This window comes from Amorphoplanes friuliensis DSM 7358, assembly GCF_000494755.1.
Classification (GTDB): Bacteria; Actinomycetota; Actinomycetes; order Mycobacteriales; family Micromonosporaceae; genus Actinoplanes; species Actinoplanes friuliensis.
In genome coordinates this window covers 5,362,810-5,385,309 of record NC_022657.1, presented here as the reverse complement: position 1 = coordinate 5,385,309, position 22,500 = coordinate 5,362,810, and the positions used below count along the sequence as shown (strand labels likewise).

The 22,500-nt window shown below is 72.2% G+C and carries 16 protein-coding genes; 6 read left to right on the top strand and 10 right to left on the bottom strand.

All coding sequences use genetic code 11. The features are described 5' to 3' along the window. Positions 1-318: 318 nt before the first annotated feature. Together AFR_RS25040 and AFR_RS25035 are read left to right on the top strand one after the other, a co-directional pair. A complete protein-coding gene (locus AFR_RS25040; RefSeq protein ID WP_023363835.1) occupies positions 319-1,548 on the top strand; it encodes an erythromycin esterase family protein in 1,230 nt (409 codons plus the stop codon). A gap of 1 nt (position 1,549) precedes the next feature. Next, on the top strand, positions 1,550-2,182 hold the full coding sequence (locus AFR_RS25035) for a methyltransferase domain-containing protein (protein ID WP_023363834.1): 633 nt from the start codon (positions 1,550-1,552) through the stop codon (positions 2,180-2,182). On the opposite strand, the gene AFR_RS25030 is transcribed toward AFR_RS25035, so the two are convergent. After that, complete coding sequence (locus tag AFR_RS25030) at positions 2,169-2,969, bottom strand: SDR family oxidoreductase (RefSeq protein ID WP_023363833.1); 801 nt, start codon at positions 2,967-2,969, stop codon at positions 2,169-2,171. The genes AFR_RS25035 and AFR_RS25030 overlap by 14 nt on opposite strands. 75 nt (positions 2,970-3,044) lie before the next feature. Between AFR_RS25030 and AFR_RS25025 the strand changes: the two genes are divergently transcribed. Beyond that, the gene (locus tag AFR_RS25025) at positions 3,045-3,407 is read left to right on the top strand and encodes a winged helix-turn-helix transcriptional regulator (RefSeq protein ID WP_023363832.1); all 363 of its coding nucleotides are present in this window, start codon (positions 3,045-3,047) and stop codon (positions 3,405-3,407) included. Between the two features lie 4 nt (positions 3,408-3,411). On the opposite strand, the gene AFR_RS25020 is transcribed toward AFR_RS25025, so the two are convergent. The 3 genes from AFR_RS25020 to AFR_RS25010 form a co-directional block, all read right to left on the bottom strand. Beyond that, positions 3,412-4,896 (bottom strand): SDR family oxidoreductase, encoded by a 1,485-nt coding sequence (locus AFR_RS25020; RefSeq protein ID WP_023363831.1) that lies wholly within the window; start codon positions 4,894-4,896, stop codon positions 3,412-3,414. Positions 4,897-5,028: 132 nt separating this feature from the next. Further along, positions 5,029-8,823, bottom strand: a complete 3,795-nt coding sequence (locus AFR_RS47470) for an MMPL family transporter (RefSeq protein ID WP_084298430.1) — start codon at positions 8,821-8,823, stop codon at positions 5,029-5,031. A gap of 51 nt (positions 8,824-8,874) precedes the next feature. Then, on the bottom strand, positions 8,875-9,879 hold the full coding sequence (locus tag AFR_RS25010; RefSeq protein ID WP_052359455.1) for a hypothetical protein: 1,005 nt from the start codon (positions 9,877-9,879) through the stop codon (positions 8,875-8,877). 306 nt (positions 9,880-10,185) lie between these two features. On the opposite strand from AFR_RS25010, the gene AFR_RS25005 reads away from it, so the two are divergent. Further along, positions 10,186-10,794, top strand: coding sequence for an FKBP-type peptidyl-prolyl cis-trans isomerase (locus AFR_RS25005; protein WP_023363828.1), 609 nt, complete (start codon positions 10,186-10,188; stop codon positions 10,792-10,794). A 6-nt stretch (positions 10,795-10,800) separates the two neighbouring features. Here the strand turns inward: AFR_RS25005 and yaaA are convergent, their stop codons facing one another. From yaaA to AFR_RS24990, 3 genes are read right to left on the bottom strand one after another with little or no spacing between them, the layout of a single operon-like run. Next, on the bottom strand, positions 10,801-11,607 hold the full coding sequence (yaaA, locus tag AFR_RS25000) for a peroxide stress protein YaaA (protein ID WP_023363827.1): 807 nt from the start codon (positions 11,605-11,607) through the stop codon (positions 10,801-10,803). Positions 11,608-11,616: 9 nt separating this feature from the next. After that, positions 11,617-11,982 (bottom strand): STAS domain-containing protein, encoded by a 366-nt coding sequence (locus AFR_RS24995; protein ID WP_023363826.1) that lies wholly within the window; start codon positions 11,980-11,982, stop codon positions 11,617-11,619. Between the two features lie 22 nt (positions 11,983-12,004). Continuing rightward, complete coding sequence (locus AFR_RS24990) at positions 12,005-13,633, bottom strand: copper resistance CopC/CopD family protein (protein WP_052359810.1); 1,629 nt, start codon at positions 13,631-13,633, stop codon at positions 12,005-12,007. 177 nt (positions 13,634-13,810) lie between these two features. On the opposite strand from AFR_RS24990, the gene pgm reads away from it, so the two are divergent. Continuing rightward, on the top strand, positions 13,811-15,454 hold the full coding sequence (gene pgm / locus AFR_RS24985) for a phosphoglucomutase (alpha-D-glucose-1,6-bisphosphate-dependent) (protein ID WP_023363824.1): 1,644 nt from the start codon (positions 13,811-13,813) through the stop codon (positions 15,452-15,454). Here pgm and AFR_RS24980 read toward each other — a convergent pair. After that, the gene (locus AFR_RS24980) at positions 15,444-16,091 is read right to left on the bottom strand and encodes a response regulator (RefSeq protein WP_202963949.1); all 648 of its coding nucleotides are present in this window, start codon (positions 16,089-16,091) and stop codon (positions 15,444-15,446) included. The two genes, pgm and AFR_RS24980, sit on opposite strands and share 11 nt — an antisense overlap. After that, on the bottom strand, positions 16,091-18,442 hold the full coding sequence (locus AFR_RS24975; RefSeq protein ID WP_023363822.1) for a histidine kinase: 2,352 nt from the start codon (positions 18,440-18,442) through the stop codon (positions 16,091-16,093). The genes AFR_RS24980 and AFR_RS24975 overlap by 1 nt, the downstream gene beginning before the upstream one ends. A 178-nt stretch (positions 18,443-18,620) precedes the next feature. Here AFR_RS24975 and AFR_RS24970 point away from each other — a divergent pair, with 178 nt between their 5' ends. Further along, positions 18,621-20,945 carry a putative bifunctional diguanylate cyclase/phosphodiesterase gene (locus AFR_RS24970; RefSeq protein ID WP_041841103.1) on the top strand — a complete coding sequence of 775 codons (2,325 nt, stop codon included), beginning with the start codon at positions 18,621-18,623 and terminating at the stop codon, positions 20,943-20,945. A gap of 39 nt (positions 20,946-20,984) precedes the next feature. Here AFR_RS24970 and gnd read toward each other — a convergent pair whose 3' ends face one another. Continuing rightward, complete coding sequence (gene gnd / locus AFR_RS24965; RefSeq protein WP_023363820.1) at positions 20,985-22,415, bottom strand: NADP-dependent phosphogluconate dehydrogenase; 1,431 nt, start codon at positions 22,413-22,415, stop codon at positions 20,985-20,987. Positions 22,416-22,500: the final 85 nt, after the last annotated feature.

The following is a 22,500-nucleotide window of genomic DNA, read 5'->3' as shown; positions in this document are numbered from 1 at the left end:
CGACATCGGCGGAGTGTTTCTCAGGAGTTGCCGACCGGTGTCACATCATGACCACTCCGGTGACCGCAAACTGATGAATGGGCGGCCGCGGGGATCAGGCGCGCTGCCAATCGCTCCAGCCGGTGCACTGGTACGGGCTCTTGGTGGAGGACTCGTAGGTGCACGCCTTGAACCGGATCCGGCTGCCCTCCTGATAGTTCTTGTTGCAGGTGCCTTCGGCGGCGGCCGAATGCCCGCATCATTCCTCCGAAGTAGACACTTTGGCCGGACGCTGGCAGCGTCGCGCAGCCCGGCCGGGTTTTTCGCTAGAGTGCCCCGATGGCTGTCAATTTCGGGGCATTCGTCACCGGCCACTCGGTACCGCTCGACGATCTCGAACCTCTTGCCGACCTCTTCCGTGGTGCGCGGGTGGTGGCGATCGGCGAGAACGCGCACATGATCAGCGAGTTCTACCTGTTCCGGCACCGGCTGCTGCGCTTCCTGACCGAACGGTGCGGTTTCACGGTGTTCGCGATGGAGTCCGGGTTCAGCGAGGGACTGGCGGTGGACGCCTGGGTGCGGGGCGGGCCGGGTGACGTGCGTGCGGTTGCCGACGACCACATCACGTACAGGATGGGCCGGTGCCCGGAGATGCGTGAGCAGCTGGAATGGATGCGGGAGGCGAAGCCGCCCGTGCGCTTCGCCGGGCTGGACGTGCCGGGGAACACCGCGTCGCCGCTGCCCGCGATCGAGCACGTCGCCGGGTTCCTCGGCCGCACCGACCCCGACGCTCTTCCGCTGGTCGACGCGCTGTCCGCGCGGATGCAGAAGTACGCGGGAGAGCACTCGATGCCCGCCTACCGGGCGTACGCCGAGCTGGACCCCGCGGACCGGGACGCGATGACCGCCGCCCTGGCCGAGCTGGCCGCGCGTTTCGACGCGCTCGAGACCGAGTACACCCGCGCGGACGGCGCGGCGACCTACCGGACGGTGCGGCACGAGCTGCGGCTCGCGTGCTGGCTGGACCAGGCCCTGCGCAGCTACGCGGCTCGCGCCGGCGGCGACACCAGTCATCCGAAGGTGAGCGCGCGGGACCGCGGGATGGCCGAGACGGTGTTCTGGCTGCTCGACGAGCTGGGCCCGGACGCGCGCATCGTCATCGGCGCGCACAACAACCACATCCAGCGCACGCCGGTGACCACACCGCAGTTCGCGCTGTCGGGGATGGGCCATCACCTGGCCACCCGGCTCGGCGAGGACTACCTGACCGTTGCGGTCACCGCCACCGCCGGCCGCACCGTGACACATCGCCTCGATCCCGCCGCCCCCGGCGGCGTCGCGACCGTCGGAGCTGAGCTGCCACCGCCGCAACCGGGCAGCGTCGAGGCCGCCTTCACCGGTACGGACACAGCGCGCCTGATCGACCTCCGCCGTGCCCGGGGCCTCGTGCCCGGCCCGGACAGCATCCGGTTGCTGGACGGCTTCCAGGCGACACCGGTCCTGGACGCGTACGACCTGCTGGCCTGTCTGCCTACGATCAACCCGAGCGAACAAGCCGGAGGAGCGTGACATGGACTGGGCCGCCTGGCATGACGACTACGACGATCCGGAGTCAGCACTGTCCCGGCGCCTGGCCGAGGTGCAGGGTGTCGTCCGGGCCGCGCTGGACCGGGCGCCGGACGGGCCGCTCACCGCGCTCAGCATGTGCGCCGGGCAGGGCCGCGACCTGATCGGTGTCCTCGCCACGCACCCGCGCGGCCACGACGTGCGGGCCCGCCTGGTCGAGCTCGACCCCCGCAGCACGGCGGTCGCCGAGGCGAACGCCCGCGCCGCCGGACTCGACGGTGTCGAGATCGTCCAGGCCGATGCGGGCCTGATGCGGCACTACCGCGACCTGGCACCGGCCGACCTGGTGCTGGCCTGCGGGGTCTTCGGCAACGTGACCGACGCGGACGTGCTCCGGACGGTCGAGGCCTGCGCCCAGCTCTGCCGTGAAGGCGGAACCGTCGTCTGGACCCGGCACCGGCGCCCGCCGGACCTCGTACCGGTCATCCGCGACTGGTTCTCGGCCCGCGGCTTCGAACTTGTCCACGGCGGCGAGTCCGGGGTGGGCGCCCACCGCCTAGTCCATCCGCCGAAGCCGCTGACGAGCGCCGACCGGATCTTCAGCTTTGTCGCGGAGAAGCAGCTCAGGGTGTCCTGAAGGCCGCCACGTTCCGGGCCGCCCAGGCCACGAACGGGTACGGGTCGCGGCCCAGCAGCGTCGCCACGTCCGGGCTCACCGTGCGCTCGGCGGCGGTGGGTGAGCCGAGGATGTCGAGGGTGCCTTCGACCACCTCCGGGGGCATGAACGCGCCCAGGTGGGTGGCCGCCTCCTCGCGGGTCAGTTCCACGAACGTCACCTGCTCACCGAGTGCCGTGGCGAGGTCGGAAGCCTGCTCCCGCGGGGAGATGGGGACTGGGCCCGTCAGCTCGTACACGTGGGTGTGGTGGCCTCCGCGGAGGGTGACCGCCGCGCAGGCCGCGAGGTCCGCCGGGTCCACGACCGGCAGGGCGACGTCGGCGAACGGTGCCGCGACCAGGCGCTGTTCGCGCACGGACGGCGCCCAGGCGTAGGCGTTGCTGGCAAAACCGGCCGGGCGCAGAACCGTCCACTCCAGACCGGAGTTGCGCACGGCGGCTTCGAACCGGCCCAGATGGGCGTGCGACTGCGCTTCCGGGCGGGTGCGTACGCCTTGGGACGAGAGCAGGACCACCCGCTTCACACCGGCCGCCTCGGCGACGTCGAGCACGGCGGCCGGGTCGATCCCGCGGCCGTCGCCCGGCACCATGAGGAAAAGCGCCTCCGCGCCCTCCAGCGCCGGACGCAGTGAGCCCGGATCGGTCAGGTCGGCGCCCGTGCTCCGCGAGAGGGCGCGGACGTCCTCGCCGGCCAGTTCCTTCATCAGATGGCTGCCGACATTGCCGGTCGCCCCGGTCACCACGATCATGTTGCTTCCCTCCGTTGTGGTCCGGGGAAGCTAGCATCGCGCGGATAGTAGGTACCTAGAGGAAAGCGACTATCCATGACGCCGAGTACGCGTGACGATCCCACGGTCGCCTGCCCCATCGCACCCGTCGTCGACATCGTCTTCAGCCGGTGGACCACGCCGATCCTGTGGTCGCTGCACGCGTTCGGGCGGCAGCGGTTCGTCGAGCTGCAACGACGGATCACCGGCATCACACCGAAAGTCCTCACGCAGCGGCTGCGGCAACTCGAACGCGACGGGCTGATCACCCGGACGTACCACCCCGAGGTGCCACCCCGCGTCGAGTACGAGATCAGCGACCTCGGGCTCAGCCTCGCCCCGCTCTTCGCCTCGCTCGCCACCTGGGCGGACGGCCACCTCGACCGTGTCGAACAGGCCCGCGCCGCCTACGACGGCTGACCGGTCACCAGGCGATCGGGGCGTAGTCCTTCAGGAAAATGCCGTACAGGTCCTCGCCCTGCTCGCCGCGGACGATCGGGTCGTAGACGCGCGCCGCGCCGTCGACCAGGTCGAGCGGGGCGTGGAAGCCCTCCTCGGCCAGGCGCATCTTTGTCGGGTGCGGGCGCTCGTCGGTGATCCAGCCGGTGTCGACGCTGGTCATGAGGATGCCGTCGGTGAACATGTCCTCGGCGCTGGTCCGCGTCAGCATGTTCAGCGCGGCCTTCGCCATGTTCGTGTGCGGGTGCCCCGCGCCCTTGTAACCGCGCGCGAACACCCCCTCCATCGCGGACACGTTCACCACGTACCGGCGGGGGAACGGCGACGCCGTCATCGCCGCACGCAGCTTGCTGACCAGGATGAACGGCGCCGTCATGTTGCACAGCTGCACCTCGAGCAACTCCAGCGCGTCGACCTCGTGGACCTTGTCGCTCCAGCTGTTCGTCGGCGCCAGATCCGGCACCAGACCACCTGCGTCGATCGCCGTCAACGCCGCGATCCGCTCCGGCGTCGCCGAACCACCGGTCAGCGCCAGCGCCGTCAACGCGTGCGGGCTGAACGACGACCCGTCCGTCAGAGCCGCCGGATGCGCCGGGGAGGAATGCCCGCCGAGATACTCCAGCTCCGGCAGCGGCCCGTCCGGCAGCGGCGCGGACTCCGCCGCCACCAGCGCCGAGTACGAGCCGGGCGAACGGCGTACCGTCTGGGCCGCGTTGTTGATCAGAATGTCCAGCGGACCGTGGGCCGCGACCGAATCGGCGAGAGCGACCACCTGGGCGGGATCCCGCAGGTCGATGCCGACGACCCGCAACCGGTGCAGCCAGTCGGCGCTGTCCGGCATGGCGGCAAAACGCCGCACCGCATCGTTCGGGAACCGCGTGGTGATCGTGGTGTGCGCGCCGTCCCGCAGCAACCGCAGAGCGATGTACATGCCGATCTTGGCCCGGCCGCCGGTCAGCAGCGCCCGCCGCCCGGTCAGATCGGTCCGCGCATCACGGTGACCATGATTCTTCACCGCGCACGACGGGCAGAGCTGGTGATAGAACGCGTCGACCTGCACGTAACGCTGCTTGCAGATGTAACACCCGCGCGGCTGCCGGAGAACGCCGGCGGTCGGCGCCTTCGTCGCGGTCTCCAGCAGAATGCCCGCGGTCTCGTCGTCGATCCGGCTCGGCGCACCCGTCGCCGTCGCGGCGGTCACCGCACGATCGTTCGCGAGGATCGCGTCACGACGGTCCTTGCGGCGCCGCAGCTTCACTTCCTTGAAAAGCCCGGCAGTGGCCCTCCGTACGGACACAGCATCGGGATGCTCGGGGTCGAGCTCCGCAGCCTCGGCGATGACGGCGAGACAGAGCGCCAGCCGTTCGGGATCGATCGCCCGGTCGGTGCCCGGAGCCGCGGTCTCGGCGTAACCGCCCGGCGCGGCGGACTCGTCAACTGTCGCGGTCATGCTCATCCCGTCCCGGTAGAACCCCAACTCTCCCGGGGCACTGTACTGACAACACCGGCCGCACGACGGATCCGTGCCACCCGGCGGGCCACAATAGCCGCAACATGGCCATAACGGCCAGTGGCGGTGGTCTCAGGCCTGCTGATCGCGGCGATCGGCCAGATCAACGGTCGGCCGCAGCTCGAGCACGGCGGTGGTCTCCGGGCCGGGCTCCTCATCGGTTTTGCCGGCGGCGGCGCTGTCGGCCGGAGGGTCGCCGGGCCGGCCCTGGGCGCCGCTCCCGGTGAGGTGGTCGGCCAGGTTGGCGGTCGGACGCGTGTCCATCGGATCAACAACCGACCGGGAGTCCCCCGGGTCGGCGCCCGGGCTGTTGCCTGTCGGGCCGGCTTGCGAGCGCTCGCCGGTGTCGGTCGCGTCCGGCCAGCCGGTGAGGGTGGGCGGGTCGTCCGAGGCGCTACCGGGAGTCGCCGGCCATCCCGGTGCGCTCGCGGTCACCGCGGAATTCTCACTGTCGGCGGCGCCGCGCACGCCCGTGCCCGGGGTGCCCGGGCCAGTGGACGCAGCCGTGGGGGACGGGCCTGTTGCCCTGGTGGCGACGCCGGTCGGCGGCCACATCGACGGCGCGACGGAGGAACCGCCCGGTGAACCGGCGGCAGGCCCGGCGGCCTGACGATCGCGCGCCGAAGGAGATCCAGCCGGGGTGCCGCTGCCGGGACGGTCATGCGGTCGGCTCGGAGAAGCAGATCCGGTTGGGTAGCCGGCGGGGGAACGACCACCTGAGGAATCAGACCCCGCGGGCGACGTGCCGGAAGTCCGGTCCGCGGACTCCGGCGCGGTGAAGGGGCCTGCATCCGGTGCGCCTGCGGCCGGCGTTGTCGGCGGCTCACCGGACGGCCGGTTCGTCGTGCGGCCGGCGGCGGCCTCGGAAGAACCAGCGAAGGCGTCCGACGAACTGGCGCCACCGGACGCGTGACCGGTGACGAACGGCGGCCCGGAAGACTGCGCCGCGGAACCGGCCTCGTCGGCGGGTGTCTCGTCGGACCTGGAAGCCGACGAGGTCGGCCAGCCGCCCGAGGTGGATGCCGGTGATTCGTCCAGGGTGATTTTGGAGGGCGCCGGATGGGGACGGGAGCCGGCGACGGGCAACCCGTGCCCACGCCCCGCGATCGGTCCCGGTCCGTAAGCCGAACCTGAGACCGGCGCGGAACCAGTTGCGGACGGCGACACCGGCGCGGACCCGGTTGCAGACCGCGACACCGGCGAGGAGCCTGCCCCGGACCCGAACCCCGCCGCGGCCGGTGACACCGGTGCGGAGCCGGTCGCCGACGGCGATACCGGCGTAACCCCGCCAAAGGCCGAGGTGTCCGGGGCGTCATGGCCCTCCGCAGCCGATCCCGTCCCGGTGACCGTTTCGGAAGGATTGTCCCCGGCCCACTCGGCCGCTGTGCCCGACCTGGTCTCGTCCGGCGACGCCCCGGCGAACGGCTGATCGGGTGAGCCCGAACCGCGCTCCGAGAGCGGGACGGTCGTGTCGGGGGCGTCCTCGGAGAATGACGGCGAGCTTCCGGCGAACGACACCGGGCCGGTCGAGTCCGGGTCGTCCCCGGCGAACGGCGAGGCCGCGGCGCCGAACGACTCACCCGCGTAGGCCGCGCTCGGCGGAGGCGCCGGCAGCGCCCCCGGGCCCGTTTCGGCGCGGGAGGCGTGTCGCGGGGCGCTGGCTGAAGAGGTCCGCGCCGGCGCGGCGGCCGACTCCGGGGCTGCGTGGCGGCCCACGGAGACCGTGGGGAAGAGTTCTTCGTCTTCGTATTCGGCCAGGCCGGCCTTCTGCTGGAGGCGCCGGAGGGGCCCGGGGGACCACCAGGCGGCCTCGCCCATCAGTTTGAGGACGGCGGGGACCAGCAGCATGCGGACGACCGTGGCGTCGAGGAAGAGCGCGATGATCATGCCGACGCCGACGAAGCGCATCGTGGTCACCGAGGACAGGGCGAAGGCGCCTGTCACCACGATGAGGAGGACGGCTGCCGCGCTGATCACGCGGCCTGTGCGGGCGAGGCCGGTGGTCACGGCTTCTGCTGTCGATGCGCCGCGGGTGCGGGCTTCGACCATGCGGGACAGGAGGAAGACCTCGTAGTCGGTGGAGAGGCCGAAGACGACGGCCGCCATGAGGACCACGATGCCGACTTCGAGCGGGGCCGGGGTCACCTGCAACAGGTCTGCGCCGTGGCCGTCCTGGAAGATCCAGACGAGGATGCCGAAGGTGGCGCTGAGGCTCAGGGCGCTCATCACCACGGCCTTGATCGGCAGCAGGACCGAGCCGAAGGCCAGGAACATCAGGATCAAGGTGGCGCCGACCAGCAGGGACACCATCAGGGGCAGGCGGTCGGCGGTGGCGGTGAGGCTGTCGACGTTGCGGGCGGTGGCCCCGCCGACCAGGACTTCCGTGTCGCCGGTGACGGGCAGGGCGCGCAGGGCGTCGACCGCGTCGCGGGCGACCGGGCTGAACGGGTCCTTGCCGGCCAGGGTCGCGGTCAGCACAACAGCGTCGCCGCCGGTGCCGGCCGGGGTCACCGCTGCGATGCCGGGCACCTTCTTGGCCGCGTCCGTGAAAGCCTTGCCGACCGCGGCCGGGGGCGGCTCGCCCTTGGTCCCGCGCAGCACGACCTGGATGCCGGCGCTGCTCAGGGCGGGGAAGTCGGACTTGAGGGCCTCGATCGCCATCCGGGCGGAGTCGCCGGCGGGCAGGATGCGCTCGTCGTTCTCGCCGAACTCGACACCGCGGATCGGCGCCGCGAGGACCAGCAGACCGGCCAGGATCGGCAGCGCGACGAGGACCGGGCGGCGCAGCACCGCCCCGGCGAGGCGGGACCAGCCGGTGCCCGGCGCGGCGGCGTTCTTGCGGCGCGGAAGGCGTACCGGGAGCTTGTCGACGCGGGGGCCGAGGACCGCGAGCAGGGCCGGGAGCAGGGTGAGGGACAGGATCGCGGCCAGGGCGACGGCGGCCAGGCCGCCGTAGGCCAGGGACTTCAGGAAGCCCTGGGGGAACAGCAGCAGGCCGGCGAGCGCGATCATGAGCAGGGTCGCGGAGAAGACCACGGTGCGCCCGGCGGTCGCGACGGTCCGGGTCACCGCCTGCGCGGGCGTACGCCCGAAGCCCTGCTCCTCGCGGAACCGCCCCACCATGAAGAGCCCGTAGTCGATCGCCATGCCGAGCCCGAGCAGACTGGCGACGTTGACCGCGAACGAGTTGACGTCGTGGGTGTACGCCACCGCGTGCAGCACTCCGAGCGAGCCGAGCACGGCACAGCCGCCGACCAGCACGGGCAGGGACGCGGCGACCAGCGAGCCGAAGATGAAGAGCAGCAGCACCAGCACGATCGGCAGTGAGATGGCCTCGGCGAACGCCAGGTCCTGGGTCGAGCGGGTCGCCGACGCGTCACCGAGGGGCGCACCGCCGGCCGCCTGGACCGTGGCTCCCTCGACCGCCAGTTTGTCGTCGATCTCGCGGTAGGACTCGAGCTTCTCGCCGTCGTCCTCGCCTGCGAGCGTCAGGACTGCGACGGCACTCGACCCGTCGGCGGACTTGTATTGCGCGACCTTGTCCGGCCAGTACGACGCGACGGCCGTGACCGCGCTGCCGGGCAGGGCGCCGAGTGTGTTCTCGATGCGCTGGCCGAGGACAGCGTCGTCGATGCCGCCGGAGGTGGGCGTGTAGATGACGACGACGTCGCCGCCCTGGGCGCCGAGCTCGTCGCGGACGACGTTCGCGGCGCGGGTCGACTCGCTGCCCGGGTCGTTGTAACCGCCCTCGGACAGCTGGCCGAAGACGCCCAGTCCCCAGACTCCGGCCGCGGCGACCGCGGCGACGGTGAGCACCAGCACCGGCCAGCGGAACCGGGCCACCCATGATCCCCAGGCGGCGAACACAACGATCTCCTCCAGAAACGCGTTCCGCACCCCACGGAACGCCGAGCCGGCTCAGCGCAGCGTGGCTGCCTCGAGCGCGACGCCGCCGCAATCATCGTCGAAGGCGGCGTCGGTGATCCAGCTCAGGTTGATCTTGCCGTTCTTCGGCGCGCGGTACGTGATGACAAAGACCGCCGTGTCCAGGTTGTTGCTGCGTTCCTCGAAGGTGCCGGTGGCCGACGCGCTGCCGGTCGACAGCTTCGCGGTGAGTTTGCCGCGGCCCGCGAGGGCGCCCACGTAGAGCTTCAGTGTCCTGTTCGACGTCGTGGCCGGCGCCGAGATGGTGAAGCCGTTGCCCTTGCCGCAGGTGCGGATGCCGGTCGGTGTGCCGTCGGAGCTGCCCACCGGCGAGCCGCCGTTCCAGCTGAACCGTTCCGGGCTGAAGCCGTGCCGGAAGCGCGGCGCGGTCGGCGCCCCCTCGAGGATGGCGAAGTCACCGTCGGAGCGGCGTTCGAGGGAGAACGTGCTCTGCTCACCCCAGTGCACCCAGTCGCGGGAACCCTCGCCGGAGAGGTCGACGCGGTTCGGCACACCCGCCCGGACGACCTTCACCGAGCCCTGATCGGGCGGTGCCTTGGTGGGCTTCGTCGGCGGCTTGCTGGTGCGCGTGGGCGTCGGTGCGGGCTTGGTCGTCGTCGTGGGTGTGTCGGAGGCGCTGGGCAGCGGGATCGGGAACTGGTTGTCCGGGTTGAGCGGCACGTCGCCCAGCGCGGGCGGCTGCACCGGCGGGATCGCCCGGGTGTCGTCGTCGCGGACGGCGCGGCTGATGATGAAGCCGAAGGCGACCACGATGAGGACACCGGCGAGGATCACCGCGGCGGGCATCAGGAACTCGCTGAACCGGCGCTGCCGGTCCTCCAGCAACTGGGGTGGCACCACCGCGCCGCGGCGGCCCGCGGTGCGGTAGCCATAACCGGAGCGCGGGGACGCGGCCGGGTAGGGACGTTGCGGCCCCGCACCGGGTGAGCGTCCCTCGGACCCTGGCTGGCGACCTGTCGTACGGTCGTCGTCCGGCAAGCGACCCTCCCCGGTCGTTCGCGGGCGCGCGCCGACCGCCGGTGGCGGCCGGGCGGGTTGTCCCGAGTGCTGTTGTTGCTGCGTGTGCGCCTGTACCAGCGGTGAGCAGGACCGCCGTGGTGCCGTGGGGAGGTACACCGTCTCACCTTCAGTGAGTGACGGAGAAGAGCGAAATGAGTAACCAGCCACTCGGTTGATCACCTGGGTCGGCGGTTCGGTGGAGGTTAGGCCCGGGCCGGACAGTCACGGCGAGTACGGTGTCCGGAGTCTTCCGTGAGCCCGTTACGACAGGAGAGTCCAGATCAGATGAGCGTCCAGGACAAGACCGGTACCAGCCGCCGGGGTCAGGCCCTGACCGGCGCCTTCGCGGGCGTGGCCGTGATCGCCGTACTGGTCGCCGTCTATATCGGCATCCAGGTTTCGGACGACGACGAGACCACACCGGCGGCGGCGCCCGCGGCCAGTGCGCCCGCTCAGCCCCCGGCCGAAGCGCCCGCCGAGCCCGCCCCGAGCCAGCCCGCACCCGCCGCGCCGGCGCAGGTCGACCCGGCGCTGCAGAAGCCCCCGGTCATCAAGGCCGGCAAGGGCGCGGTCAAGGAACTGCTGGTCACTCCGGTGGTGGCGGGCAAGGGCCCGAAGGTCCAGGCCGGCCAGACCATCACCGCCAACTACGTGGGCGTCACCTACAAGGACGGCAAGGAGTTCGACTCGTCCTGGAAGACCGGCCAGCCGGTGCAGTTCCCGGTCGGCGCCGGTCAGCTCATCGAGGGCTGGGACAAGGGCCTGGTCGGTGTGCCGGTCGGCAGCCGGGTCCAGCTCGACATCCCCGCCGCGATGGCCTACGGCGAGCAGGCCCAGGGTGGCCGCCCGAGCGGCGACCTGCGCTTCGTCGTCGACGTCCTGGCCGCTCAGTAGGGCTGCTCAGAGCTCCCGCACGATGACGTCCACCTGACGGGGGCGGCCCGCCGCGACGGGCCGCTCCTCGACGGTGTATTTCAGGTCCCTCAGCACGTCCAGGAGGTCGTCCACCGAGGCAGGTGCCGCGCCGGCCTCGGCCAGCGACCGCACCAGGCGTCCCTTGGTCGCCTTGTTGAAGTGACTCACCACCGAGCGCCGCGGCTCACCGCCGACGATCCGCTCGTGCAGGACCCGCAGGGCCGCGGTGCGCCCGGCCAGTCCGCCCGAGGGCGTCCACATCGCCGCGTACGCGCCCGAGCGCAGATCGAGCACCGGGCCGTCGGCGGCCGCCCGGTCCAGGACCGGGGTCAGGGCCTTCTTCCAGTACGCCGTGAGCCCACCGATCACGGGCAGCGTGACACCCACCGAGCACCGGTACGCCGGGATCCGGTCGGTCAGCCGCAGCACACCCCACAGTCCCGAGAAGACGACGGCCCGCTCGTCCACCCAGGCCCGCGCCCCCGGAGCCAGCCCGGCCGGGCCGAGCGCCTCGTAGAGCACCCCGGTGTAGACCTCGGCCGCGGGAGCCGCCGGTGCCGTGAGCAGTGCGGCGTTGCGCGCGATCTCACCCTGCTGTCCCGCGCTGAGCCCGAGGATCGCCAGCGAGTCCGCGACACCACGGGCGCTGGTCCGCTTGGTGACCGAGGTGAGTTTGGCGAGGACCCGGCGCCGGGCGGGCGCCAGCCGGGGGAGCCAGAGGTCCGCGGGATCGGCCGGTTCCCCGGCGGCGGGTGCGGTCTTTCCCTCGGACGGCGGCAGCAGGATGAGCACGTCGCGAGGTTACAAGTCCCGGTCGGTCGCGAGCGCGTCGGCCACGCTGGGGTAGATCGCCAGGCGGGGTGTGAGCCCGACCGTGGCGAGCAGTCCCAGCAGCCACTCGCCGGGCGCGGCGAGCCGGAGCCACCCGCCGGCGGCCCGCGCGCGGTTGTGGCCGAGGACGAACGAGCTCAGCCCGGTGGAGTCGCAGAACGCGACACCGGACAGGTCGACGACGATCCGCGGGGACGGGCGGTCGAGAACCTGGTCGAGGGTGGTGCCGAGCACCGTGGCCGAGTCCAGGTCCAGGTCGCCGCGGATGGTGATGACCACGCTGTCGTCGGGGTTCCCGATCACGGACACGTGCACGGCGGCGGCCTCCTCGGGCAAAGGGAGACCTCTCTCTGCCCACTCAGGGCGACGACGGAACCTGCGGCACCTTGATCGTCGTCTTGACCGTCGCCTGGTCGATCTCGCTCACCCGTACGGTGAAGGTCAGCTCGTAGGTGCCGGGCAGCGGGAAGGTGAGCGAGCCGACCGCGTCGTTGCGCGGGGCGAGCGGCAGCATCGGTCCCGACACCGGCTCGAGGTCCTGGTCGGTCAGCCTGTTGGTGACCGTCACCTCCTCGGCGACGATCGGCTTGCCTTCGGGCGAGTAGACGAAGCCGTGCACGGTGTTGTTCTCGCCGAGCTCGACGGGATAGACCGAGAACTGCAGCGTGTAGAGGTCCGAGGTCAGCGTCTGGGAGACGCCGCGCCCGGTGGTCGCAGCCTGGTCCGTCCGGGCTGTACGCCCGGGCGTCACCTGCACCAGCACCGAGCTCAGTCCCAGGATGACCACGGTGGCGGCCACCTCGATCCCGACCGTGCGGCGCAGCCGTCCCGGACCGTCGGTGGTGACCTGCGACCGCCGCACGAAGCGCCGGGCGAACGCCGCCACGGCCAGCACCGCCGCCAGGATGACCACCTTGGCCAGCACCAGGCGGCCGTACGCCGTGCCCCAGAGCGCGCCGACCGAGCCGACCTGGACCACGGCCTGCACCAGGCCGGCGCCGACGAGCCAGACGACGGCCAGTGCGGCCCAGCGCGACCAGGCGGGCAGGATCACACCGAGCACGCGCGGGTGGGTGCGGCGCAGCAGGAAGATGCTCAGCGTGACGAGCCCGCCGAGCCAGACCGCCATCGCGGCCATGTGCACCACGTCGGCGGCCACGATCGCGCCCCGGAGCGGCGACTCGGCGGCGTGCCCCGTCAGCGGCCAGGTCGTCAGGCCGGCCGTGCCCAGGCCGACGAGCGCGAGTCCCCGCCATTTCTCCGCGGTGCCGCGCAGGAGCGGCGGGATCAGGACGGCAACCGCGGCCAGCACGACGAGCCGGCCGAGCAGCGCCAGGCCGTACGGGCTGGCCAGCACGTCGGCGAGCTCCATGACCGACACGTCCCACAGGGGTGCGCCGCTGGTGTTCGGCGCCTGCGTCCAGAGGGCGGCCAGGGTCGCCGCGGCGGTGCCGATCAGGCCCGCGCGGACCAGCAGGACCGGCCCTCGGCGGGAGACGCGGCGGGGCCACAGCAGCGCCAGGAGCAGGGCCGGGCCGATGATCAGCGTGAGTCCGGCGTACCCGAGGAACTTGATGATGGGGACCGCGGCGGCGACCGATCCGTGGATCTTGTCGGGGTCGCTCTCCGGCGGGCGGGCCGAGGGCGCGCCGACCGAGAAGGTCATCGCGCCGCCGACCGGATGGCTGTCCGCGGAGATGATCCGGTAGCTGACCAGGTAGGTGCCGAGCGGCTGGTCGGCCCGCCGGACCTGGATGCGCATCGTGGGGCCGTTCGTGGTGACCTCGGCGGTGATCCGCTTGCCGTCCGGGGCGAGCACCTGCGTCCGCTCGGCCACCGGCGTGATGCCCTCGGTGAAGCGCAGGGTGATCTCGGCCGGCGCGGCGCCGACGACACTGCCGGGCTCGGGTGACGCGCTCAGCAGGGCCGCGTGTGCGGACGCCGGGGCGGCCGGGACGAGCAGGACACCGAGGCCGATCACCAGCATGATCAGCACACGAACGATCCGCGGCCCCCCGGCCGCTGCAGCCCCTGTCACGGTCAGTAGTTCGGATGCGGAACCGGAAAGGTTCAATCCGTGGGCGGCGGCTTACCGATCCGCTGTGCCGGGTACGCCACGACGATACGATCCCGGGCAGGTCCACGCCCTCAAGGAGGCCCTTCGATGTCCGTGCATCCCCGCGCCGGCACACCCGCCGACTCCCGCGACAAGATCGACGTGCCCCGGGTGGTCCTCAGCTATTACACCGAGCACCCCGATCCCGAGGTGGTCGCGCAGCGTGTCGCCTTCGGCACCTCCGGGCACCGCGGTTCCAGCCTGAGGTCCGCCTTCAACGAGGACCACATCGTCGCCACCAGCCAGGCCATCGTCGAGTACCGCAAGGCGCAGGGCACCGACGGGCCGCTGTTCCTGGGCCGCGACACCCACGCGCTGAGCGAGCCCGCGATGATCTCTGCTCTCGAGGTCTTCGCCGCCAACGACGTGACGGTGCTGATCGACAGCCGCGACGGGTACACCCCGACGCCCGCGCTGTCGCACGCGATCCTCACCTACAACAAGGGCCGCACCTCCGGGCTCGCCGACGGTGTTGTCGTCACGCCCTCGCACAACCCGCCGGACGACGGCGGCTTCAAGTACAACCCGCCGAACGGCGGCCCCGCGGACACCGACGCCACCAAGTGGATCCAGGACCGGGCCAACACGCTGATCGCCGGCGGGCTCAAGGAGGTGCGGCGGGTGCCGGCCTCGAGGGCCCGGACCTCACCGCTGGTCTCCGGGTACGACTACCTCGCCACGTACGTCGACGACCTCAGCTCGGTCATCGACATGGAGGCGATCCGGTCGGCCGGCATCCGCATCGGTGCCGACCCGCTCGGCGGCGCCAGCGTCGCCTACTGGGGTGAGATCGGCTCCCGGTACGGCCTCGACCTGACCGTGGTCAACCCGGAGGTCGACCCGACGTTCGGCTTCATGACGCTGGACTGGGACGGCAAGATCCGCATGGACTGCTCCTCGCCGTACGCGATGGCGTCCCTGATCTCGCAGAAGGACAAGTTCCAGCTGGCCACCGGCAACGACGCGGACGCCGACCGGCACGGCATCGTCACACCCGACGGCGGCCTGATGAACCCCAACCACTACCTGGCCGTCGCGATCTCCTACCTCTACCGCGTACGCACCGACTGGCCGTCGGACGCCGCGATCGGCAAGACGCTGGTCTCGTCGTCGATGATCGACCGCGTCGCGGCGGACCTGGGCCGCAAGCTCGACGAGGTCCCGGTCGGCTTCAAGTGGTTCGTCCCGGGCCTGCTCGACGGCTCCATCGGCTTCGGCGGCGAGGAGAGCGCCGGCGCGTCGTTCCTCCGCCGCGACGGCAGCCCGTGGAGCACCGACAAGGACGGCATCCTGCTCGACCTGCTCGCCTCGGAGATCCTGGCCACGACCGGCCGCACCCCGAGCGAGCACTACGCCGACCTGACCGCCAAGTTCGGCGACCCCGCGTACGCCCGGATCGACGCGCCGGCGACCCGCGAGGAGAAGGCGATCCTGGCCAAGCTGTCACCGTCGCAGGTCAGCGCCAAGGAGCTCGACGGCGAGCCGATCACGAACGTGCTGACCAGCGCGCCGGGCAACAACGCGCCCATCGGCGGGCTCAAGGTGACGACCGAGTCGGGCTGGTTCGCCGCCCGCCCGTCCGGCACCGAGGACGTCTACAAGATCTACGCCGAGTCCTTCAAGGGCCCCGACCACCTGGCCCAGATCCAGGAAGAAGCCCGCGCGGTCGTCTCCGACGCCCTCAAGGGTTAGGTCGCACCAGACCGAGGTCGTAGGCGGCGATCGTCGCCTGCACCCGGTCGCGGACGCCGAGCTTGGCGAGCAGCGCGTTGACGTGCACCTTGACCGTGCCCGTCGTGATGCCGAGGGCCTCGCCGATCTCGGCGTTGGACCGGCCCGACGCGATGCTGGCCAGCACCTGACGTTCCCGCGGGGTGAGCCCGGCGAGCCGCTCGCCGGGCTCGGCCGGGCCCGCGAGGCCGCCGGAGGCGAAGGCGTCGATGAGCCGGCGGGTGACGGCGGGGCTGAGCATGGCCTCGCCGTCGGCGACCACCCGGATCGCGGCGAGCAGGTCGGCGGGCAGCACGTCCTTGAGCACAAAGCCGGAGGCGCCGGCCTTGAGCGCCTCGTAGACGTAACGGTCCTGGTGGAACGTGGTCAGGACCAGCACCTTGGTCGCCGGCGCGGCCGCGGTCAGCAGCGCGGTGGCGGTCAGGCCGTCCATGCCCGGCATCCGGATGTCCATCAGCACCACGTCGGGGCGGACCTGGGCGGCCAGGTCGAGGGCGGCCTGCCCGTCGGCGGCCTCACCGACGACCTCCAGGCCCTCCTCGGCGCCGACGATCGCGGCGATCCCCGCACGCACCATCAACTGGTCGTCGACGACCATCACGCGGACGGCGATGACGCCACCTCCTCGTCAGCTGTTGCTTCAACCGGGCGGGTCCCGTCCGGATGCGGCGCGGGCAACAGGATCTCCGGCTGACCGTCCGCGGCGGTGCCCATCGAACCACCGACCGCGGCCAGCCGGGCACGCAACCCCGCGGACACCTCGCCGCCCTCGTCCGGCGGCATCGGGCGTACGGCGAGGCGCAGCGGGTCACCGGTGAGGTCGGCCCACACGGCCACCGGCCCGGTGTCACCCGCGAGCAGCAACTCCAGCACCCGGAACGCGGACAGGTCGACGTCGGCGGGCAGCTTGCGCCCCGCGCCGCGGATGTCGAGGTGCACCTGACGGCCGCCGCCGCGCCAGCGGTCGGCGAGTCCGGGCAGGGCTGCGGTGGTCGGTTGCGGGTCGCGGCCCTGCGCGTCGCGGTTCGCGTCGGGTTCCTCGCGCAGGCCGTTGAGCAGGCCCCGCATCGCGTCGAGGGCGGCCCGCGCCGACTCCAGCACCTGGTCCAGATCACCGTCCGCCGCGGCGGTCGCGACCCGCTCGGTGTCGCGCAGGACGGCCTCCCGCAGCCCGGCGGCCACCCGTGCGCGCTCGGCGCCTGCGGCGGCGATCGCGTGGAAGGTGGAGGCGGCCACCGCGTCGTACTCCTGGGTCAGAACGCGGGTGTGCCGCCGCCGCGCCAGATAACCCGCCAGCCACGCCGCGGTGACCGTCAGGCCGAACGGGATGCCGGTCACGATCGCCATGATCACGATGACGGCGGCCAGCGGGACGCCGGCGTCGTCCGGGCCCGGGTCGAGAGCCAGGGTCGCCCCCGTGGCCAGAGCCATCGGCACCAGCGCCGCCGGGATCGACAGCCCGGACAGGCCGGGGCGGCGGCCGTACCGGGCCACGGCGTAGACCGCGGCGGTCTCGGCCGAGAGGCCGGTCAGCATCACCCAGCCCAGCGACGGGGCCACCAGATCGGCCACGATCAGCGCCGGCCACGCCCAGGAGGTCGCCGCCACCACGGCGAGCACACCCCAGGGCCGGCGGCGGCGCCAGACCAGCGGTGCCGCGTGCGCGAGGACCAGGAGCAGCAGCAGGGGCAGCGAGGCCTGGTCCACGTCGGGATCGTCGTCGACCAGGAGCGAGCCGACCGGCAGGAGCAGCACCAGCCCCAGCACGAAGAAGTCGATGACGTGCTCGGCGCCGGGACGCCACCGGCGGCGGACAGCGGCGACGGCGCCCGCCTGCGGCAGCAGCGCCCGGACCCGCCAGCCGCCGCCGGCGCGCGGACCGGCCGTCAGGGTGCCGCCCAGGGCGGTGGCGCGCTCGCGCATGCCGGCGACACCGCGGCCCGAGCCCAGATCGGCGACACCCTCGGCCCGCGCACCGTCGTCGTCCACGATCAGTTCGGTGCCGCCCGGCACAGCCGTCAGCTCGATGCGCACCGCGCTGCCGGGGGCGTACCGGAGGGTGTTGGTCAGGGCCTCGCGGGTGATGCCGACGGCCGCCTCGGTGGCCGGGGACGGCAGCTCCCCGGGATCCGTCCGCACCGTGACCTGCTGGCCGAGCAGCCGGAAGCCCTCGGCCAGCTCGGCCAGGCGCAGCGCGGCCGGTCCGGGGCGCTCGTCGGGCAGACGCAGCAGCGCCACCAGCCGGTGCAGGGCGTCGAGGGTCTCGCGCCCGGTGCGCGCCGCGAAGTCCCGCGCCTCGGCGACCAGGTCGGGCCGGGTGTCACCGAGGCGCTGAGCCGCCGAAGCGATGACCACGATCGAGGTCAGGTGGTGGGCGGTGACGTCGTGCAGCTCGCGGGCGAGCCGGTGCCGCTCGGTGTCGGCGGCCTGCGCCCGCCGGTCCTCCGCCTCGGCCAGCCGGACAGCCGCCTCGGCGCGTTCCCGGTGCCAGCGCCGCCGGGCCCGCCCGAACGCCACCACGGTGGCGTAGACGACAACGACCATGGCGATCTCGAACGGGTACTCGGGGTCGGTGTCCGCGGTGGCGACCACGATCAGGACGCTCTGCCAGGCGATCACCCCGGCCGTGACGCCGAAGGTGAGCCGGGCCGGGCGCAGCACCGCTACACCGAACAGCACGATCAGGTCGGCCAGCGAGATCGTCAGGAGCGCGTCCTGCGGAACGCCGAAGGTGCCCACGGTGATCGCGACAACGACGATCGCCAGCACGGTCAGGGGCGAGGACCGCCGCCACAGCAGCGCGCCGGCCACCACCAGGGTCAGGGTGACGCCGGTCGCCACGGCCAGCCCCGAGAGCCGGTCGTCGAGGAGCAGAGGCACGCCGGGCCAGACCGCGAGCTGCACGACGGCGAGGGCGAGCGGCAGGAGCCAGACCGGGATGCGCTTCATGACGCACCGACCCTAGAGGGGCGCGTCACGCGGCACATCGGCCCGGCGACCGACGGTGTCTATATCCAAGGGAATGGGCACGGGCACCGGCCCGGAGGCGGAATACTCAGCTTCGACTCCCCACGGCCGACTGGTACTGCGCCAGAACTTGAGACAGACCAGGGAGCCGAGCGCAGCGATGAGTGCAGCCAACACGCGGGTGGGCCGCCGGCGCGCGCAGAAGCGTGCCCGGCCCGGCATCCTGCCTGTCGCGGCCGCGCTGCTCGCGGTGGCGGCGGTGGTCGTGTGGCTCCTGGTGCGTCAGGACGGTTCCGTGATGCCCGGGTACGCCGGAGGCCCGGTGGCCATGCTCGCGGCGTTCGTCGCCTGCCGCCGGATCGGCTCGATGATCGTCGTCGCGCGGCCGATCCGGGGCTTCTGGCGCCTCTTCTCGCAGTCGGCGATCTGTGTCGGGATCGGCTCGGTCGGCTCGTTCGTCTTCGCCAACAACGACCCGGGGCTGTCGCCGTACATGGCCGTCCCGACGCTGGTCGGCGTGGTCATGTCGGTCCTGGCCTTCTTCCAGCTGCCCGTCGAGCGCCGCTCCGGACTGCGCTGGACCCAGCTGATCCTCGACGGCGCGACGGTCGCCGTGGCCGGTGCGCTCATCTACTGGTACGTCGTGCTCGACATGGCCGACCCGTCGATCTCCCCGGTCACCCAGACCGGAGCCGCCGTCGTGGGTGTCGGCGCCCTGATCTCGCTCGTGGTCATCGGCCGGGCGGCGATGAGCCCGGCCAGCACCGTCGACTCGGTGTCCCTGCGCATCCTGGCCGTGGCGCCGCTGGTCGCCGTGGCCACCACCGTGCTGCTGATCGGTGGCGGTGAGACCGGACGACTGATCATCTCGGTGCTGGGCGTACCCGTGGTGGGCGCGGCGATGGCGCTGGCCGCGTACCGGCAGCAGGTGGTCCTGGGCCGCCCGGCCGCCGCACCCGCGGCGCCGAAGGCCCGCAGCATCTACAACGCCCTGCCGCTGGTCGCGGTGATCGCGACCGCGGCCCTGGTCATCACGGTCTCGGCCCGGCAGCTCGGCTGGCACCAGCGCGTCGTGATCATCGGCGCCGTGCTGATCGCGGCCTTCGTGGTCGCCCGCCAGCTGCTCGGTCTGCGCGCCAACGACAAGCTCCTGGTCGGGATCCGCCGCCAGCAGGCCGAGCTCGAGCACCTGGCGATGCACGACCCCCTGACCGGCCTGGCGAACCGCGCCCGCTTCGGTGCCGTGCTCGACGAGCGTCTCGACGCGCACCGGCCCGCCGCCGTCCTGCTCGTCGACATCGACGACTTCAAGATGGTCAACGACACGATGGGCCACGCCATCGGCGACCAGCTGCTCTACGAGGTCGCGCTGCGGCTGCGCAACCACAGCACGGTCAACCACCTGCCGTCGCGGCTCGGCGGCGACGAGTTCGCCGTCCTGCTCGACACCGACGAGGCCGGGCCGGCCGAGGACGCCGCCGGCCGCATCCTGGCCGCGCTCGCGGTGCCGTTCAAGGTGGGGGAGCACCAGCTGCTCGCGAACGCCAGCATCGGTGTCGCCCTGGCCGGCCCCGGCGACGGCGGCGACGAGGTGCTGCGCAACGCCGACATCGCCATGTACGCGGCGAAGGCCGCCGGCAAGGCCGCCTGGGCCCGCTTCGAGCCCCGGATGCGCAACGAGGTCGTCAACCACGCCCGCCTCGGCAGCGAACTGCACAACGCGATCATCCGGCACGAACTGTTCCTCGCGTACCAGCCGGTCTTCGACATCGTCACCGGTGCGATGTCCGGCGCGGAGGCGCTCGTCCGCTGGAAGCACCCGGTCCGCGGCAACGTCCCGCCGGGCGACTTCATCCCGGTCGCGGAGCGTTCCGGCCTGATCGTGCCCCTGGGCTCCTGGGTGCTGCGCGAGGCCTGCGAGCAGCTCGCGAAGTGGCACGCCGAGTACGGCTCCGCCGCGATCCGCTCGATCAACGTGAACGTCGCGGCCCGCCAGCTGCGCGAGGCCGGCTTCGTCGACGAGGTGGCCGCGGTACTCAGCGACACAGGCCTGATCCCGGCGAACCTGGTCCTCGAGGTCACCGAGTCCTCGGTCATCGACGGCCGGCAGGTCCGCGAGACCCTCGAGGCCCTGCACGAGCTGGGCGTCCGGCTGGCCCTGGACGACTTCGGCACCGGGCAGTCGAGCCTCAGCCTGCTGCGCGCGTTCCCCGTGGACGTCCTCAAGCTGGACAAGTCCTTCGTCGACGGCATCTGCGACGGCGAGGACCGTGGTCGGCTCGCGGTCGCTGCGGCTGTCGCCCAGCTCGCCGAATACCTCGACCTGTACGCCGTGGCCGAAGGCATCGAGACGGCCGCCCAGCTGGACCGGCTCCGCGCGATGGGCTACCGGCTCGGCCAGGGTTACTACCTGGCCAAGCCCCTGCCCCCGGACGAGATGGCCGCCCTCATGACACAGACCGCCCGCACCGTCGCGGCCGCGTGACGGGCCGGCCCACCGCGGGGGTGGGCCGGCCCGGCAGCACTACGCGGTGACCTCGTTGCGGTCCGCGCCCCACATGGTGTGGAACGAACCGTCCTTGTCGACGCGGCGGTACGTGTGCGCGCCGAAGAAGTCGCGCTGCCCCTGGATCAGTGCGGCGGGCAGGCGCTTCGCGCGCAGGCCGTCGTAGTAGGCCAGGGCCGACGCGAAGCCCGGAGCCGGGATGCCCTGCTGAGCAGCCGTGGCGACCACTCGCCGCCAGGCCTCCTGGGCGCCGCTGACGGCGTCGAGGAAGTAGTCGTCGACGAGCAGCGACGGCAGGTCCGGCGTCTTGTCGAAGGCCTGCTTGATGAAGTCCAGGAACTTGGCCCGGATGATGCAGCCGTCGCGCCAGATCTTCGCCATCGCGCCCGGGTCGATGTCCCAGCCGTACTCGGCGCTGGCCGCCTGGATCTGCTGGAAGCCCTGCGCGTACGCGACGATCTTGGACGCGAACAGCGCCTGCTCGACGTCCGCCTGCAGGTTGTCGCCGCCGGCGCCGGCCGTGGCCGACGGGCCGGGCAGGTTCGCCGCCGCGGCACGGACCTTGGGGTCACCGGAGAGCGCCCGGGCGAACACCGACTCGGCGATGCCGGACACCGGCACACCGAGGTCGAGGGCGGCCTGGACCGTCCAGCGGCCGGTGCCCTTCTGCTCGGCCTGGTCGACGACGATGTCGACGAACGGCTTGCCCGTCTCGGCGTCGGTCTGCTTGAGCACCTCCGCGGTGATCTCGATCAGGTACGAGCCGAGCCGGCCCTCGTTCCACCCCTTGAAGATCTCCGCGATCTCGGCCGGCGAGTGCCCGCCGACGGACCGCAGCAGGTCGTACGCCTCGGCGATGAGCTGCATGTCGGCGTACTCGATGCCGTTGTGCACCATCTTGACGAAGTGCCCGGCGCCGTCGGGGCCGACGTGCACGCAGCACGGCTCCCCGTCGACCTTCGCCGAGATGTCCTCGAGCAGCGGGCCGAGCGACTCGTAGGACTCCTTCGAGCCGCCGGGCATGATGCTCGGGCCGTGCAGGGCACCCTCCTCGCCGCCGGACACACCGGTGCCGACGAAGTGCAGGCCCATCTCCTTGAGCGCGGCCTCACGGCGCCGGGTGTCCGCGAAGTGCGCGTTACCGGCGTCGATGAGCATGTCGCCCTTCTCGAGCAGGGGCGCGAACTCGTCGATGACCGCGTCGGTGGCCTTGCCGGCCTTGACCATGATCACCACGCGGCGCGGGCGCTCCAGGCTCGCGACGAAGTCCTCGGCGCTCTCCGACGGGATGAACGAGCCCTCGTGGCCGTACTCCTCGACAAGTTCCTTGGTACGCCCGTAGCTGCGGTTGTGCAGCGCAACCGTGTGGCCGTGGCGGGCGAAGTTCCGGGCCAGGTTGCGCCCCATCACCGCCAGACCGGTTACGCCGATCTGTGCCTTTTCCGTCATGAACGTCCTTCCTCCACGCGAAGTGCCGGGGTCGGGAACACCCCGGCGGTCGCAAGCCGTCGCGCTCATTGTTACGTGTTTACAA

Bases quoted from the DNA above. Each gene is read 5' to 3' on its own strand.
- AFR_RS25040 (WP_023363835.1), top strand. From the start codon at position 319: ATGGCTGTCAATTTCGGGGCATTCGTCACCGGCCACTCGGTACCGCTC.
- AFR_RS25035 (WP_023363834.1), top strand. From the start codon at position 1,550: ATGGACTGGGCCGCCTGGCATGACGACTACGACGATCCGGAGTCAGCA.
- AFR_RS25030 (WP_023363833.1), bottom strand. From the start codon at position 2,969: ATGATCGTGGTGACCGGGGCGACCGGCAATGTCGGCAGCCATCTGATG.
- AFR_RS25025 (WP_023363832.1), top strand. From the start codon at position 3,045: ATGACGCCGAGTACGCGTGACGATCCCACGGTCGCCTGCCCCATCGCA.
- AFR_RS25020 (WP_023363831.1), bottom strand. From the start codon at position 4,896: ATGACCGCGACAGTTGACGAGTCCGCCGCGCCGGGCGGTTACGCCGAG.
- AFR_RS25005 (WP_023363828.1), top strand. From the start codon at position 10,186: ATGAGCGTCCAGGACAAGACCGGTACCAGCCGCCGGGGTCAGGCCCTG.
- AFR_RS24990 (WP_052359810.1), bottom strand. From the start codon at position 13,633: ATGCTGGTGATCGGCCTCGGTGTCCTGCTCGTCCCGGCCGCCCCGGCG.
- pgm (WP_023363824.1), top strand. From the start codon at position 13,811: ATGTCCGTGCATCCCCGCGCCGGCACACCCGCCGACTCCCGCGACAAG.
- AFR_RS24980 (WP_202963949.1), bottom strand. From the start codon at position 16,091: ATGGTCGTCGACGACCAGTTGATGGTGCGTGCGGGGATCGCCGCGATC.
- AFR_RS24975 (WP_023363822.1), bottom strand. From the start codon at position 18,442: ATGAAGCGCATCCCGGTCTGGCTCCTGCCGCTCGCCCTCGCCGTCGTG.
- AFR_RS24970 (WP_041841103.1), top strand. From the start codon at position 18,621: ATGAGTGCAGCCAACACGCGGGTGGGCCGCCGGCGCGCGCAGAAGCGT.
- gnd (WP_023363820.1), bottom strand. From the start codon at position 22,415: ATGACGGAAAAGGCACAGATCGGCGTAACCGGTCTGGCGGTGATGGGG.